11 protein-coding genes and 1 pseudogene are annotated in these 15983 nt (G+C 39.3%); 5 read left to right on the top strand and 7 right to left on the bottom strand.

Annotated elements, in window-relative coordinates:
- Positions 1-466 precede the first annotated feature (466 nt).
- On the bottom strand, positions 467-1903 hold the full coding sequence (gene pyk, locus ACFIK8_RS01470; RefSeq protein WP_375668872.1) for a pyruvate kinase: 1437 nt from the start codon (positions 1901-1903) through the stop codon (positions 467-469).
- A complete protein-coding gene (locus ACFIK8_RS01465; RefSeq protein ID WP_375661520.1) occupies positions 1900-2388 on the bottom strand; it encodes a DUF1036 domain-containing protein in 489 nt (162 codons plus the stop codon). Before ACFIK8_RS01465 ends, pyk begins: the two co-directional genes overlap by 4 nt.
- Before the next feature lie 263 nt (positions 2389-2651).
- Between ACFIK8_RS01465 and ACFIK8_RS01460 the strand changes: the two genes are divergently transcribed.
- Positions 2652-2912, top strand: coding sequence for a DUF2312 domain-containing protein (locus ACFIK8_RS01460; RefSeq protein ID WP_005774567.1), 261 nt, complete (start codon positions 2652-2654; stop codon positions 2910-2912).
- A 534-nt stretch (positions 2913-3446) separates the two neighbouring features.
- Here the strand turns inward: ACFIK8_RS01460 and rimJ are convergent.
- The 4 genes and pseudogenes from rimJ to ACFIK8_RS01440 all read right to left on the bottom strand — a co-directional run bounded on the left by rimJ (position 3447) and on the right by ACFIK8_RS01440 (position 7557).
- A pseudogene (gene rimJ / locus ACFIK8_RS01455) lies at positions 3447-4011 on the bottom strand (ribosomal protein S5-alanine N-acetyltransferase).
- 558 nt (positions 4012-4569) lie between these two features.
- Positions 4570-6432, bottom strand: coding sequence for an ABC-F family ATP-binding cassette domain-containing protein (locus ACFIK8_RS01450; RefSeq protein ID WP_375635657.1), 1863 nt, complete (start codon positions 6430-6432; stop codon positions 4570-4572).
- On the bottom strand, positions 6432-6818 hold the full coding sequence (locus tag ACFIK8_RS01445) for a hypothetical protein (protein WP_015856972.1): 387 nt from the start codon (positions 6816-6818) through the stop codon (positions 6432-6434). Before ACFIK8_RS01445 ends, ACFIK8_RS01450 begins: the two co-directional genes overlap by 1 nt.
- A gap of 103 nt (positions 6819-6921) precedes the next feature.
- Positions 6922-7557 (bottom strand): thiamine diphosphokinase, encoded by a 636-nt coding sequence (locus ACFIK8_RS01440; protein WP_375647356.1) that lies wholly within the window; start codon positions 7555-7557, stop codon positions 6922-6924.
- A 147-nt stretch (positions 7558-7704) separates the two neighbouring features.
- Here ACFIK8_RS01440 and ACFIK8_RS01435 point away from each other — a divergent pair, with 147 nt between their 5' ends.
- A complete protein-coding gene (locus ACFIK8_RS01435; protein WP_375635510.1) occupies positions 7705-9282 on the top strand; it encodes a M48 family metalloprotease in 1578 nt (525 codons plus the stop codon).
- 317 nt (positions 9283-9599) lie between these two features.
- On the opposite strand, the gene ACFIK8_RS01430 is transcribed toward ACFIK8_RS01435, so the two are convergent.
- Positions 9600-10511: an RNA polymerase factor sigma-32 gene (locus tag ACFIK8_RS01430; protein ID WP_015856975.1), complete on the bottom strand. Its 912-nt coding sequence runs from the start codon at positions 10509-10511 to the stop codon at positions 9600-9602.
- A gap of 580 nt (positions 10512-11091) precedes the next feature.
- On the opposite strand from ACFIK8_RS01430, the gene ACFIK8_RS01425 reads away from it, so the two are divergent.
- The 3 genes from ACFIK8_RS01425 to ACFIK8_RS01415 all read left to right on the top strand — a co-directional run bounded on the left by ACFIK8_RS01425 (position 11092) and on the right by ACFIK8_RS01415 (position 13925).
- Positions 11092-12672, top strand: a complete 1581-nt coding sequence (locus ACFIK8_RS01425; protein ID WP_375655787.1) for a hypothetical protein — start codon at positions 11092-11094, stop codon at positions 12670-12672.
- A 21-nt stretch (positions 12673-12693) separates the two neighbouring features.
- Positions 12694-13035, top strand: coding sequence for a ferredoxin FdxA (gene fdxA / locus ACFIK8_RS01420; RefSeq protein WP_375635508.1), 342 nt, complete (start codon positions 12694-12696; stop codon positions 13033-13035).
- A gap of 305 nt (positions 13036-13340) precedes the next feature.
- Positions 13341-13925, top strand: coding sequence for a CarD family transcriptional regulator (locus tag ACFIK8_RS01415; protein WP_375635507.1), 585 nt, complete (start codon positions 13341-13343; stop codon positions 13923-13925).
- The last annotated feature ends 2058 nt before the right edge of the window (positions 13926-15983 follow it).

The following is a 15983-nucleotide window of genomic DNA, read 5'->3' as shown; positions in this document are numbered from 1 at the left end:
CTTGTACAGTTTTTACCCACAAGCCCCCCAGTCGTGACGTACAAGCATGACTTTTTAGGCACATAATTCTAATTTTATTCAATTCTGTTTGCAAAAGTTTAAAATGAGAAAAGTTTCAAGGCTCTCATTCAAAAAGCAAAAGAATGAACTCTCATTACCAATGAACATCTTGCTCGTATAAACATCAATAAAGCAATCCCCAATATGCCTTAATGAAATAAAAGGGGGGGCTCCCATTAAATGCCCTACCGTAAAAGCAGCTTCCTCAGAACTAAAACAAAATCAACAGACAACATCACCGCATCTGCTCCCATCCCCAAACCTGACAACTTAAAGCAACACCTTGCTATCTTTACAATGGGAGATAAAAGAATAATAGGTCTATGGAAGCATTCACAAAAAGCGCACACGTGTTGTGTTTAAAGCCTGTTCAAAGGCGCATGAAAAAACACCATGCGTAAACGGCTCAAATCCCTTTCGTTCCATCTTGAGAGACAGAAGCAATACGCAAGAGATTTGTCGCTCCAGGCGTTCCAAGGGGAACACCAGCTGTCACAAGAAAGCGATCTCCCCCTTTGCAAAAACCTTCCTGAAATGCAATGGCTGCTGCACGATCAACCATATCCTCTAAATTCCGTGCATCTTGCGCAACCACACAATGAAGCCCCCAAACTAAAGCTAAACGCCGTGCTGTTTCCACAATGGGAGATAAAGCAATAATCGGTCTATTGGGACGTTCACGAGAGGCGCGCACCCCCGTTGTTCCTGAAGCCGTATAGGCAACAATAGCTGCTAATTCAAGTGTTTCAGCAATCTGACGCGCGGCAAGAGAAATCGCATCTGTTCCTGTTGATTCTGGTGCTGGATGTTGTGCCCCAACCTGAGCTGCATAAGTGTGATCTTGTTCGATTTGCCGCGCGATTCGATCCATCATAAGCACGGCTTCTTCAGGATAACGACCAGAAGCAGATTCAGCAGACAACATCACCGCATCTGTTCCTGCATAAACTGCTGTAGCAACATCCGACACTTCTGCGCGTGTCGGAACAGGAGATGAGATCATTGATTCGAGCATTTGTGTTGCCACCACAACAGGCTTTCCTGCTAAACGACAAGCTTTTATGAGCTCCATCTGAAGTGCAGGAACCCTTTCCAAAGGCATTTCCACTCCAAGATCACCCCGTGCAATCATAATACCATCGGATACATCAATAATTTTCTCTATATGCTCCAAGGCTTGAGGCTTTTCGATTTTAGCCATCAAAGACACCTTGCTTTTCGTCAATCGACGTACCGCTATAATATCTTCTGGACGTTGAATAAAAGAAAGAGCAACCCAATCAACAGGCTGCTGTAAAAGAGTCTGAAGATCCTCTTTATCTTTTGACGTCATCGAATCAAAAGGCAAAATTGTATCGGGAAAACTGACACCCTTTCGATCAGAAATACGGGTTCCAGCAACCACGCGACACTGTACAGAATGACCATCGCAAACTTGCGCACGCAGTTCCAGTTTTCCGTCATCAATCAACAACCGATCCCCTGGTTTAACAGCCGAAAATACATCCTCATGAGGGAAAAAAACACGCTGTGCATCACCTGACACATCGCGATTATCTAACGTAAAGCTTTGCCCAACACGCAAATCTTCTTGACCCTTAGTAAAACGACCCACACGCAGTTTTGGCCCTTGAAGATCGACTAAAATACCAATGGGTCGCCGAACTGTTTTTTCAACTTCTCGTATAGACTTGACCAAATCAACCATCATATCACGGTCAGTATGGCTCATATTAAGACGAAAAACGTCTGCTCCTGCCCTAAAAAGCTTCTCAATTATTTCACTGGAAAAAGAAGAAGGACCAAGAGTCGCTATAATTTTCACTTTACGTGCACGTTTCACGGCGGAGCATTTCCTGAAAGAGAAGGGACAACAGAATTGTTTAACAAAGACTCATCCGTCAACTGTACCATCCAACTGGTTTGATTTCCGGTATCGATTTCTTTAAATTCAGCCTTTTGATATCCTCGAGGGAAACAATCATGAACCCCTTGAATGGTAAATTGGCTATCTTGCACACACATGGTTACAGAGCCTGCCCAGTTCCCTTTTTTTTGTGCCCCTTCCGCATAAAAATAATAAAACCGTGAAGCAAGTGGCCCCTCAATTAAGGTTTTACACTCCGTCACGGGTACCGTCCACCAGCCTTCGCTCACCCACCCTGAAAATGTACGATATCCAAGAGCAACCCCTACAGACTGTTGGGTTGTATTACAAACCCTAAAGTCAGCTTTTGCAAAAACAACAAGGGGAAACAAGAACAAAATGCTCAAGAGAAAAACCTTTAATCCTTTTTGAAACACCCAATATCGTTTTTTTAAAATCACAAAACTTCCTCTATGATGTCAAATTCTCAAAACAAATTACACACTTCTTTTTCAAAAGCTTTTCAAGTCTAAAACGTATATTTTTATATTTTTCTTTTTATAGCCCTTTTATCAATGCATATATCTTAAAAATTTTACAAAATATTTAAAGTCAATTTGTAAAAAAACAGTGTAGCTTGATTTACTTTTTGTTTTTCAAGCTTTTTCAACATAAATTCGTCGTCGAAAAACAACTTAAAATATATAACTTGGAGAAAAATACAATGAACGATACAGTAACCGATCAAACACACGCTATATCCGTAAACCAATTACGCTCTTTTATCGAACGTATTGAACGACTAGAAGAAGAGAAAAAAACCATTTCTGATGATATTAAAGACGTTTACACTGAACTTAAAGGCTCTGGTTTTGATAGTAAAGCTGTTCGAAGCATTATACGGTTGCGTAAAAAAGAAGAGCATGAACGAATGGAAGAAGAAGCAATCATTGAGCTTTATAAAAATGCGCTTGGTATGAATTAAAATCATTGATACCATTGGAAATTTTCTTAAGAAAAGAAAATGCAAAAAAAAATGAATGTATAAAAATTTCACCCAACAATAAGCAGTTTGTGTAACTTGTAACGAGACTATCGGTCACAGAATACACAATATTGCAACAGCCCTCACATTAAAAGGATTTATACAGAGCATTTTTATCCTTGTCCTCCAATCATTTTTATCCACACAAACCCTCACTTGTACGCCAATCCAGTTTGTGATGTGCAAGAGAGGTGATTTTTATGATTAAACATCTATAGATTTGAAATGAGAAAGTCTTACGATATTGAGGACTCTCTTCCTTCAAATTGAAAAAATGAATGATGATGATAAATCAATTCATTATCTACGAAAAGAAACATATAAAGTGGTTAGCAGTTGAAATCCGCTAAATGAGAGTCTGAACTGTTTACAAAAGAAGAGGTGGTTAAGGATCTTCGTCTTTTAGGATAGGCAGAAATTCGGCATATTTACACATTTGATAAAAAGCCCCTTGATAGAACTTTTAACAAAACTTTATTCGAATCTATTAACGGGCTCATACAGATCATTGATTCGAGAGGTTAGAATGTGGTCTCTCCATTTTCCAGAAATCATCAAATAGTCTTTGGCATAGCCTTCTTTTTCAAAATGAAGGCTCTTTAATAAACGTTCGCTTTTTATGTTCTCAGGTATATAATTTGCCATCACTCTATGCAGATGATAAACATGAAAGATATGCCGTATTAGAGCCGATAAACTCTCAAACATGAGACCTTTGCCTTGTTGTTTTTCATCAAGAGAAAAACCAAGATGACAAGCTTGAAAAACACCCCGAACCACATTTGTAAAATTCACAACACCAATGACTGTTTTTTCATTTTTTAATCGTACGGCATATCGGTATGCTTGTCTTTGTGCACTTTCACAAGCAAATGCATTAGCTCGTGTTTCCCAAGCTGTTAGGCTGTGGTAACCATCAGATCTAACAGGTTCAAAAGGACGCAGATGATTCGCATTACGGAGGTAATAAGGAAGACAGTTCAGCTGCATCTTCTAAACCGATCAATGTGGAAATTGTTCGCTTTGTTTTAATTGCCATCATTTTCTCCTCCTCGAAATGTTACAATAACACGTTGGTTTATCCTAACAAATCATCATTTTTAAACTTAAATCATAACGTCGAATACAGTAAGCTTTCCCCATCACAACACTTCTCACGTTAGAATCAATGAAGATCATTTGCTTTTCCGTCAGAAGCGGGGTTGGTGCATTTAGGATATAAGGTAAAGATAAGGGAATGTTTCTTATGAATGCTCTCAAATTCCAAGGGGGCTGTAGCAACATTGGGGACTGGCAAAGTATGCAATGGAACTAGCGTACTTCTATATACGAAATTTTGAAAAAACTCACGGCAAAGATAGTTTTGTTTCTTTGCCTTGTAAACTCAGAGCATGCTTGTTTTGCGCTATCATATCACTGCACCCGCATACAAATCCCAATGACCATCACCTTGAAATGCTATATGTTACAGTGCGATCTAAAAAGTTTCTGCCATGACTCATCAACAACACTGTTCTCGCAAAATCAGCCATAAGATCTTGTAACAAATCCAAGAAAACGTGATAATGAATACAAATCTCTTAAAATGTTTTAGACATTACCGTGAACACGCTTCCATTTCTTCGCGTAAAATTTCAAGTTCTAACCATTCTTCTTCTTTTTGTGTGCAAGTATTTTTCTTTTTTTCCAACGCTGTTGATAAACGCTCAAAACGCTCTTTATCACTGCGATAAAGAGCTGGATCAGAGAGCTCTTGTTCAATTTTTTTGATTTCATTTTGCAAAACAGCAATTTCTTCAGGCAATCTTTCCAATGCATAAACCTGCTTATAAGACAATTTACCTCGTGTTTTTTTCTCCCGCACTATCAAGCTATGATCTGTTGATGAGTCCTGCTTTGAAAGCTCTCCCACATGAGATTTTGAAGGTGCTTTAAGCTGCGATAATTCTGTTTTTTTTCGTTGTAAACTCAGAGCATGCTGGTTTTGCGCCATCATATCACTATAGCCGCCCGCATACAAAACCCAATGACCATCACCTTGAGGTGCCAACATATGCGTTACAGTACGATCTAAAAAGTCTCTGTCATGGCTGACCAACAATACTGTTCCCGCAAAATCAGCAATAAATTCTTGCAACAAATCCAAAGTTTCCATATCCAAATCATTGGTCGGCTCATCAAGTATCAAAAAGTTTGCAGGACGTGAAAGAAGTCGTGCAAGCATGAGGCGTGCTCTTTCTCCCCCCGAAAATTCTTTAAGGGGAGTGCGTGCTTGTTCAGGCAAAAATAAAAAGTCTTTCATATAAGAAACTACATGCCGCTCCAGCCCATTGATCACAAGAGTATCACCTCTTCCTCCCGTTAAATAATGCGCTAAAGTCTCTTCTTCATTTAAAATACGTTGCTGATCAAGCAATGCCATAGAAAGGTTATAGCCATGCCTCACCGTTCCACTATCCACGGCTTCTTGCCCAATTAATGCAGAAAGGAGCGTTGTCTTTCCGATACCATTGGGTCCTACCAACCCGATTCGATCACCACGCTGAATACGCAAAGAAAAATCTTTCACGATAATGCGATCACCATAGGATTTTGAAATTTTCTTTGCTTCAAGAACCAATTGCCCAGACTCATGACTTTTCGCTGCTGTCAAAAGTGCATTTCCAGGCTGCCCTTTATAGGTTTGATGACGCTGTCTTAAGTTTTTTAATTCGCCTAAACGCCGTACGTTACGCTTACGCCGTGCACTCACGCCATAACGCAACCATTGTTCTTCACGGGCAATTTGGCGCCCCAATTTATGCTGCTCAATGGCTTCTTCTTGCAACGCCTTATCACGCCAACTTTCAAATTCTGAAAAACGCTTTTCCAGTCTTTTGGTTGTGCCACGATCAAGCCATACCGTTGACCGCGTAACATTTTCTAAAAATCGCCGATCATGGGAAATCACCACAATCGCTGAACGCAAAGACGATAAAACAGCTTCCAGCCATTCAATGGTTGGTAAATCGAGATGATTGGTTGGTTCATCTAAGAACAAAATATCGGGTTTTGCAGCAATGGCCTGTAACAATGAAACACGCCGCTTTTCGCCTCCCGAAAGCGTTTCCAATTTTTCCGCCCCCGAAAACCCTAAATTTGTGCGAAGCGTATTGATCCACTGAACATCAGATATATCGTCCAGCCCCGCTTCCATATAAGCGTTAATATCTTCAAATCCTGAACAATCCGGATTTTGTGAGACATAACGGAGCGTCACTCGCGGGTGGCGAAAAATTTCGCCACCATGAGGCTCTAATATTCCTGCGGCAATTTTTAATAGGGTTGATTTTCCACAACCATTACGGCCAACCAGCGCGATACGCGCCCCCTGCTCAACCGATAAACAAGCTTGATTGAGCAAAGGCGTTTTTCCAAAATTTAAGAAAATGCGGTCAAGCCGCAGGAGCGGCGGCGCCATTAACGAACGCGGTGCGGACAAGGTGCTTTATACATCACCCCTCTTGCATCACGGTAAGCACACAATTGCCGTACAGGGACTCTTTGTGCACAAGGTGCTTGGTAAACATGCCCTCTACGACCACGATACGTGCACAATTGTGATGCCTGTCTTTGTTGTTTTCTTTGATTTGCAGCCGCACCTGTTACTGTTCCAGCCAAAGCACCAAATGCTGCACCGGTAAGTGCTGCTCCAGGAGTACTTCCAGCAATAGCAGTTCCAGCCAAAGCACCAATTGCTGCTCCTCCTACGCCGTAACGTGCAACGCGTTCATCGTTTGTGGTACAAGCGACTGAACTGAAACCAATGGCTGAAACAACAGCCACTTTAAAAATTGATTTTAACATATCAAAACCTTTCCTTCTCAAGATCAATACATAATATATCGTTTATGTCGGCACTTAATCACTAGGCCCCCCCCTGCCTTATTCAAAATATATTGGAAGAGCTTTATGGAATAGGCACAGACGCTAACAATATAGCTTTTCCAGAACCTAAATGGCAAGAAAAGGTTCCCCAAATACGGTTAGAAAGTGTTAAAGAAGAGCCAAATGACACATTTTTGTCACAAATTGGCCATTTTACCCCTGCAAGAGTTAAGCCTTTTAAATCAGAAAAACCGATAATACTAAACAAACATCCCTTAGGCAAATCATACGAACAAGGTCTTGGCAAAACCGGCCAGCCTTCTTCCAAACCGCTTGTCAACAACACTGAAATGCCCCTTTCAGCCATCACCAATGCTTGCGTCATATGAGAAAGGCTATGATCACTTCTTTCACCTCCCAAAGCACCGCACAAAATAAGCTTTTTAGCACCATTTTGCAGCGCTCTTTCGCAAGCTAGAGCACTATCTGTCATATCTTTATCAGAGGGAAAAATCTCACGCGGAACATGACTATATTCGCGTATTAAATTCTCATCCGATGAATCAAAATCGCCTAACCACAACTCAGGCAACACATTAAGCGCTGCCGCATGACGCATACCACCATCAGCAGCAATCACCCGACTGTTTTGAATTTGATTAAGCAAGCGATCAGTGATACAAACATCTCCATTTAACAATATCGTAAATGTTGTCATGCCATACTTTGCCTTTCACAAAATTTCCTTTATAGCGCACCCTTTTATCAGTGAGAGTCATTTTTTATAAACAAAAAGCGTGATATAGCCAAACGAATCCTTATCCCTGATGACTCTCTTGAAGAAACATACGATACAAAGATACAAATGCAATTTGCCAAATTACTCCGCAGAAACAATGTGCACCATGATCCAACGCACTCCATTTTTCAACGCAAGTTTCTTTTTCGCTCACGCCTGTATAAAGCAACTTTCATAAGTTTAACGTTTCTCCTTTCGGCTTGTCATACGCCCCTCTCTCAAAATGATAGGCTTTCTTCCACTTCTTCTAAAACGATCAAACGTACCAACAATCACAATATCTATGTCACATTAAGCGCTCTGCAACACCCACGTATTTTGCAAATGTATGGCGGCGCTTATTATGATGTAAAACTTGAACACCTTTTAGCAAAGATTGTCCGTAAACTGACAGTTGCATCCCATAGTTCTCATCAAAGCTATTCTGTAACCATTTTAAACTCAGAAAGTATTAACGCATTTGCGCTCCCCAATGGCGCGATCTACATCACTCGTGGTATGCTGGCATTAGCCAATGATTCTTCAGAAGTTGCAGCCATTTTAGCCCATGAGATAGCACATATTAGAGCCAATCATGGCATTTTACGCCTGCAAAAAGAAGCCCAATTAAAGATGGCAAATCACATATCTTCACATCTTCTTTCTTCTATTGGCAAAAAACTTCATAACCCTACGCAAAACAAGCAACAACTCGCGCAATTTTCCCGCAATCAAGAGCTAGAAGCTGATTCCCTTGCACTTGAAATGCTCCAACAAGCAGGATATGATCCATTTGCTTCACCACGCTTTCTTCAAACAATGGAAGCCTATAGTGCTTTGCGTAATATCTCCGGCACCCAAAATGCCTCTCTAGATTTTCTAGCCTCTCACCCAACCACCCCTCAACGCATTCGGCTTGCGATAGAAAAAGCGCGTAAAATAAGTAAAGGGAATAGTAAAACAACCGATCGCGATTCTTTTCTCAAAAGCATTGATGGCATGATTTTTGGAGGAGGATTTTATACAGGTTTTGTACGAGGCAACCAATTTATTCACCCACAGTTGCGCATAGCTTTCTCTGTTCCAAACAATTTTACAATAGAACATTCAGCACACACTGTTTGGGCCAGTGGACCAGATAAAATTGCGATTCGTTTTGATGCTATTCCGCATCCTGCTGGAATATCTGCGAGTGATTATTTGAAAAGCGGCTGGATTATCGGGCTAGACCAATCATCTATCCGCCCCATCACAATTCAGGGACTCCCCCATCAAGAATTTACGCGTCAAGGATTCCAAAGCCAAAGTTTACTTGGAGCACGAGCCCATGCTACCAATGAGCAATGGCAATTTGATGTAGTTGTCATTCCATTCAACAACCACATCTTTCGTTTTCTGACAGCCGCCCCACATAATTCTCAAAATTTTGTAGAGGTTGCCCAAAAAACGCTACAAAGCTTTCATTCTCTTTCATCTTCACAATTAAAAAAACTGAAGCCCTTAAAAATCCGTGTTGTCCGCGTTAAACAAGGAGAAAACGTTGCAAACCTAGCCAATAAAATGCAACACACACCAGATAAAGAAAAACTCTTTCGCATCCTCAACGCCCTCTCACCAACACAAACTTTATCCGCAGGTACAAAAGTGAAAATCATTACAGAATAAGCCTTTTTTCTCATCTGCTACAGTTTTGATTCTTTTCTATCTGTATGACTCCCTCCCCCTTAAAGCATATTCACAAATGAAGAGGGACATTTCAAAAACCAATTTCATCATACCTTCATACGACTCCGTTTGATACATACTTCCTCGAACTAATATCACCCCCAATCTTCCTCTGTTCATCAATAGCACCAAACACATCCCCAAGGAGGCATATCCCTAGACAAATCTGGCAATCCTCTAAATCCAACTTCATCATACTCTCATATACCCCCTTACTTATACGTTCTCTCTCTTCCTCCCACAAAGCCTTTCACTGCTTATATATCGTAAGCATCTTCTGAATGAACCGTAAGAAGAGCAGAACGCAATTTCTGCAAAGCCCGAGCTTCAATTTGACGCACGCGCTCTTTTGATATTCCTAACTTTTCACCCAAAACTTCGAGAGTTGCACCCTCTTCATTTAAGCGACGAAAGCGAATAATTTCCAACTCCCGTTCATTGAGAATTTGTAACGCGTCGTAAAGCCATTGTGTACGCCGTTGACCATCAATTACTTGCTCAATTAAAGCATCAGGAAGAGGACTATCATCCACCAAAACATCCATCTTAGCAATGGGATTATCACTGTTCTCAGAAACAGAAACACTCAAGGAATTATCAGAACTGGAAAAACGAAAATCCATCGTTTCAACATCGCGCACGGAAACGCCAAGCTTTTCAGCGATTGTGCGAAAAATATCCTGTTTTGACAAAGCACTATCATCTTGTATCAGCTTTGCACGCAAACGCCGAAGATTAAAGAAAAGTGCTTTTTGCGAAGAACTAGTTCCCCCTCGAACGATTGACCAATTTCGCAAAATATAATCTTGAATAGAAGCGCGTATCCACCACGTTGCATACGTTGAAAAACGCACTTCCCGATCAGGTTCAAAACGTGCAGCTGCTTCCAATAGTCCCACATACCCTTCTTGTACCAAATCCCCCAATGGCATTTTGAAACGTTTAAAACGGTTAGCAATAGCAATCACTAAACGCATATGAGCTGCTGCAATTTGATGCATGGCATCATCATCACGTTTGTCTTTCCACCGCAGAGCCAAATCATGCTCTTTTTGTCGTTCAAGATAAGGCGCTTGCATAGCAGAACGCATCATATTACGTCCTAAGCTTTTGTCTGCATCGCTATAATTTTTGCTGCTTTTATAAACAGCATTTGAAAGATTACCCATAATAACCCCTTGCGATTAAAATTATCAAAATTGATTTGGCAACGACATCATTGTTCTTTGCTTAAAAAGAACGCAAAGGTTGTTAACTTCTGTATCCACTACTTTAACGTGTATTTTTATAATCGCAATTGTTTTTTTTTACTGTCATGGTAAAATTTCTTGTCATAAGACACAATTTCACCTGCAAAATGCCTTTACAATATGCCTTTTAGCCTATGAAATATTTGAAAAAACTTTCTCTTCGCTTTTCATGACAAAACAGCAAAAAAAATAAAATGATCATGTAAAACAAAAGCTGTTTATTAATAACCGGTTCTGTTTCCTTTTAAATTGAAGAATTTATTTATGCTTTCATCTTTACAATACAACTAATAAGTGTAATTTGCAAATATAAAGCATCCAAACTGAATGAAAACTGAATAAAAAAAGAATCATCCAAGTTTTAAAGGCGCAAAAAGAAACAGCAAAAAACGACAAGAGTGATTGAAGCAAACGCAACAAACATGTTAAAGAAAAAGAAGCATTATGAAATTGTCGCAAAAAGCTTTTGACCAATTTCGCACTGAGAAAGAAAATGATCATGGATAGCAAGATTGTTCAACAGGATGAAATTCTTCAAGATGATATTCTCATTGAAAAACACGGAAGGGGTAAATTTGAAGGTTTTCGTTTTTATGCCAACAAAAACAGTACCGATCAAATAGCTGAGAAGCAAATTTCAACAGAGAATGAAAATTTGATTCTTGCTTTTTCCAAACGTGCAACACGTTTTTGTGCTTGTGCAAATGGAGATTTTACCCTCGGTTCTGATGGAATTGTGCGCTGGATTGGTCAGCCCGTAGGACAGCTTGTAGCAACAGAAGATTTTTTCAAACCAAAACTGATTGTTTTAGCAGATGAACAACTCACAGGAGAATCTCGCGATAACGTTGTGAAACGATTAGAACGCTTTGTCACCTTTCATTTTGAAACGACTTTAAAACCTCTATTTGATTTGCGTAATGCTGATAATTTAACGGATTCGACAAACAATCTTGCTTTACAACTTTTTAACTCTTTAGGGATTTTACCACGCCGCGAAGTCTTAGACATTGTCAAAGAACTTGCGCAAGAATCACGTGCCGTGCTTCGGCGTCTAGGTGTGCGTTTTGGCGCTTTTCACATCTATGTTGCCGGAATGCTTAAACCTGCTCCGGTTCAAGCCATTACTCTCCTGTGGAATCTTCAAAATGCGGGACAAGATCAAGCTGGTTTGGGTGAAATTTTGTCAGCATTATCTGCTGGTCGAACCTCTTTGATTGTTGACCCTACCTATAACCGCCAATTTTATCAATTAGCCGGCTACCGAATCTTAGGACAACGTGCTGTACGGATTGATATTTTAGAACGTCTCGCCAATCTCATCCGCCCCGCACTGCATTGGAAACAAGGAAGTGATCCCAAACCCGATGGCGCCTATGATGGCAAAAGTTTTTTTGTTACACCAGCTATGATGTCCATTCTTGGGGCTAATGGAAACGATATGGAAGAAATCCTCAAAGGACTTGGTTATCAATCGTACAGCATAAGCAATACTGTTTTTGAACAAAATCTCCTTGCACACCAAGCCTCTTCCCCTATCAATGAGACAATGCAAGATGTTCCCGCAGCAGAATGCGTTGGCAGTCAATGGAAAACAATAAGCGATTCAGAAACAACACAAGAAGAAAAAAATACCTCATACCCAAATACTTTATCCTCTGGTATTGAAAAACATCCCCATAAAACCAATCGTTTACCGGCGGCTGAACCTGTTGGGAATTTTGCCAAAACCCCTCTCCCTACAGAAGAAGATAAAGTTATTTTACTATGGCATTATAGACATCAATTTCATCACCACGCGCAAAAAAAACGTGATAAATTAGGAAATAAGTGGCAAAATAAATCGAAGAGCGCTGTAAAAAAAGGGGAACACACAAATGAAAATTCCCCTCAAGAAGCGCTATCACAAACAAAACGCTCTCATAAGTTCCACAAATCCCAAGGCAAACATGCAAATCATAAGCCTTTTCAAAAAGAAAAGCGCCTTAATCCTGATTCACCTTTTGCAAAACTAGCTATACTACGCGATCAACTCACCAATCATAAAAACACGCACACACTTTCCTCTAAAGAGAATTAAAATAACAAATGGAGTTTGATCTTGACCCACGTAGTAACCGACAACTGCATTCACTGCAAATATACGGATTGCGTTGAAGTCTGCCCTGTTGATTGTTTTTATGAAGGGGAAAACATGCTTGTTATCCACCCAGACGAATGCATCGATTGTGGTGTTTGTGTGCCAGAATGCCCAGCAGAAGCGATTTTACCTGATACAGAACCAGGATTAGAAAAGTGGTTAGAACTTAATCTTCATTATGCAGACAAATGGCCTAATCTAACCACCCAAAAAGATCCTCTTCCTCAAGCAAAAGAAATGGATGGCGTTCCAAATAAATTAGAAAAGTATTTTTCAGAAAATCCAGGAAGCGGCGAAGAGTAATGATACAGTGTACACCCTCCTCCTCCAACAATTGAAAGACTTCTCTTGTAAAAATAAAAAAATCCTTAAGCGAAATGATTGATTCTTTGGAAGTTTGATGTTAATGTTATTTTAACATGATCATCTTTCTAAGTATTTTTCTTTGCTTTTTATAGTAAAGCGATGTATTTTTTTTGGATTTAAAAGTACTCGGCTTTTATGCTCGCTTAATTGGTACAATATACTTGGTTAAAGAAAACTCAACCCTCAGGTTTATAACCTGTTTTCCGATACATTTGTTGATCATAAGGGAGTAAACTAAAATTATGGCATCCCAACATGGAACGTCTTCCAAGACCAAAGAATTTGCAACCTCTGAATATATAGTCTACCCTACGCATGGAGTAGGACAAATTATAGCGATTGAAGATCAAGAAGTTGCAGGACATAAATTAAAACTTTTTGTCATTCATTTCGCGAAAGATAAGATGGATGTCAAAGTCCCCATTGCAAAAGCCCTTTCCGTTGGAATGCGTAAATTATCTGCTAGTGATTCTGTCGACCGCGCCTTAAAAGTTTTACGTGGAAAAGCACGCGTTAAACGAACCATGTGGTCACGTCGTGCGCAAGAATATGATGCTAAAATCAACTCAGGAGATCTTATTTGTATCGCCGAAGTGGTCCGTGATCTTTTCCGCTCTAATCTACAGCCTGAACAATCTTACTCTGAGCGCCAACTTTATACAGCTGCTCTTGAAAGAATGGCCCGCGAAATTGCGGTTATTAATAGTCTTTCTGAAACAGAAGCTATCAATCTCATAGAGATGCATCTCTCCAACAAACCGAAACGCGAATTTAAAACTGAGAGAGAAGAAACAGATGAAAGCAGTAAAGCTGTCTACGCTGCATAACACACTCTTTCATCATAATGAGATATTTTGATAAAACCAGCTTTTGCTGGTTTTATTTTTTTAACATCCTCTCTGCCCTTAAGGACAAAGTTTCTTAACCTGCGCCAACCTATAAACAATCTAACTTTTCGACAAATTCCTTCTCCCTATTTGCTTGCTTCATAGATAACAAATTGATTAATCATCATAATCTAGCATTATTCATATTAAATTAGAATCTTGAGTATCGTAAGATTTCTCATTTCAAATTTCTCTCATGTTGAATCAATCAAAATCACTTGCTTTTCGGTCGCAAGCGGAGCTGATCTGTGAGTAAAAACTGTACAAAAAGAGCTAGTAGAACCGTCTCAAGCACCAAAGGATATACCAACATTGGAATCTGGCAAGATGTGTAAGGATGCGGGCTTGCTTTTTCATTAAGCGTAAAGATCATAGTGCCGTTTATACACTGCACCGAAACTTTACCATTTACCCTTCTACAAAACCATTATAACATTCAAAAACGCCGTCATAAAATGGATGCAACAAATATTTCTTTTAAAAAAAACGCGTGACAGTACAACATAAGCATATTTTGTCTTGGGCGCTCTATTTTGCATGAGAAGCATTCCCCATTAAAGAACGCGATAAACAAAAGCATGAAATAAACCATTATCTCCATTCTGTAACAGGCATTCCAAATACTTTTGAAAGTTTGTAAAGCTAACTTAAAAAAATAACAATACAAATGAGCGTTGATATTGCCCCTTGCAACTTCATATTTTTCCAAAATGAGGTTATATTCTCATTTCAGAGATTACGAGATATACGCAATATTCTTACTCCAATCGGACATACAAAATCTAAAACGATTCATAGAACTCTTAAAAGTCTTAACCTCTGTTTTAAACAGACCGCTAAAGATTAGATATTGATGAACAGATAACAAAAAAATCACAAACTTAGGTAAGCAACACCATAAAACCATTCATAAACCAGCGATGAACTGGAGAGTCATACCGGCTTTGATAAAATACCTCGCTCAACCCCATACATAAAACATCTGGTTCTAAGTTTACTTATTTTTACAAGCTGTTCGTAACAAATCCCTTATATTCACAAAAATAAGAAAAAATATATGGACAATTCTTAGTTCAAAAATATAAAAAGAAAGCGTGATATTCATAGAAAAGTCTCATGTGCCTTTATCATCAAAAGCACTAAAGATTATTGAATGTGTACACCTTCTGTCTTGTAACGGTTTTCTCTTTTCTGCTTATAAGAAAACACCCTGGTATCAGCATACACTAACCCCCAATATTACAAAAATCCTTACATTTGAAAGTATTCATTATAGACATTTTGTCCTTTCTTATAGAGTTTTTACCCACATACCAGCCCCACTTATGACCGAAAAGCAAGTGATTGCCATTGATTCAACATGAGCGAAATTTGAAATGAGAAAATCCTACGATAGATCTTTCATTCAAGACGCAAAAAAAACGAATGATCTTTATAAATCAATGTGATGTAAATCTCTATTTTTTTATGGGGAATCACATGTCACAATATAAGCCTATAGACAAACCATTGCCTTAAATATTCTCATAAAAAACACCGGTATGCTTAAAGCCTTACATGGGTCAACCACCTTAAACGACGATATTTTACGGTTTAATAGGATTCCCTCTACAGTCAATAAAAATTAAGTGCGATACAAAATGATTCCATTCCTGACCTAACTTATATCAATACCCCAGCTCTTAACGAAATCATCATAAAAGACACTGACACAAGCAATCCTTTATAGCCTCTCAAAAAAACAAAAAAATCATCTCCCACAATAGAATCATTTTTCTATGGCCAAGCCTTACACATGTTCTCAAGAAAAAGCGAAAATACACGCTCCAAACGTGCATTCACTCATGAATCAAAAGAAGTTTACTACTGGAAAAGAGATAAAACGCTAAAGTTTTAACCACTAAAACGGAACGCCCGCGATACATTCCCGTTTTCAAATCAATGTGATAAGGGCGACACAAGGAGACCTCAACATCCACCTTAAAGCGAAAATGCACG

The organism is Bartonella sp. MR168JLCBS, from assembly GCF_042194175.1.
This window is presented reverse-complemented; position numbering and strand designations above follow the sequence as displayed.

Excerpts from the sequence above, each read along its gene's own strand:
- ACFIK8_RS01460 (WP_005774567.1), top strand. The coding sequence starts at position 2,652 with ATGAACGATACAGTAACCGATCAAACACACGCTATATCCGTAAACCAA.
- ACFIK8_RS01450 (WP_375635657.1), bottom strand. The coding sequence starts at position 6,432 with ATGGCGCCGCCGCTCCTGCGGCTTGACCGCATTTTCTTAAATTTTGGA.
- ACFIK8_RS01445 (WP_015856972.1), bottom strand. The coding sequence starts at position 6,818 with ATGTTAAAATCAATTTTTAAAGTGGCTGTTGTTTCAGCCATTGGTTTC.
- ACFIK8_RS01440 (WP_375647356.1), bottom strand. The coding sequence starts at position 7,557 with ATGACAACATTTACGATATTGTTAAATGGAGATGTTTGTATCACTGAT.
- ACFIK8_RS01435 (WP_375635510.1), top strand. The coding sequence starts at position 7,705 with ATGCAATTTGCCAAATTACTCCGCAGAAACAATGTGCACCATGATCCA.
- ACFIK8_RS01430 (WP_015856975.1), bottom strand. The coding sequence starts at position 10,511 with ATGGGTAATCTTTCAAATGCTGTTTATAAAAGCAGCAAAAATTATAGC.
- ACFIK8_RS01425 (WP_375655787.1), top strand. The coding sequence starts at position 11,092 with ATGGATAGCAAGATTGTTCAACAGGATGAAATTCTTCAAGATGATATT.
- ACFIK8_RS01415 (WP_375635507.1), top strand. The coding sequence starts at position 13,341 with ATGGCATCCCAACATGGAACGTCTTCCAAGACCAAAGAATTTGCAACC.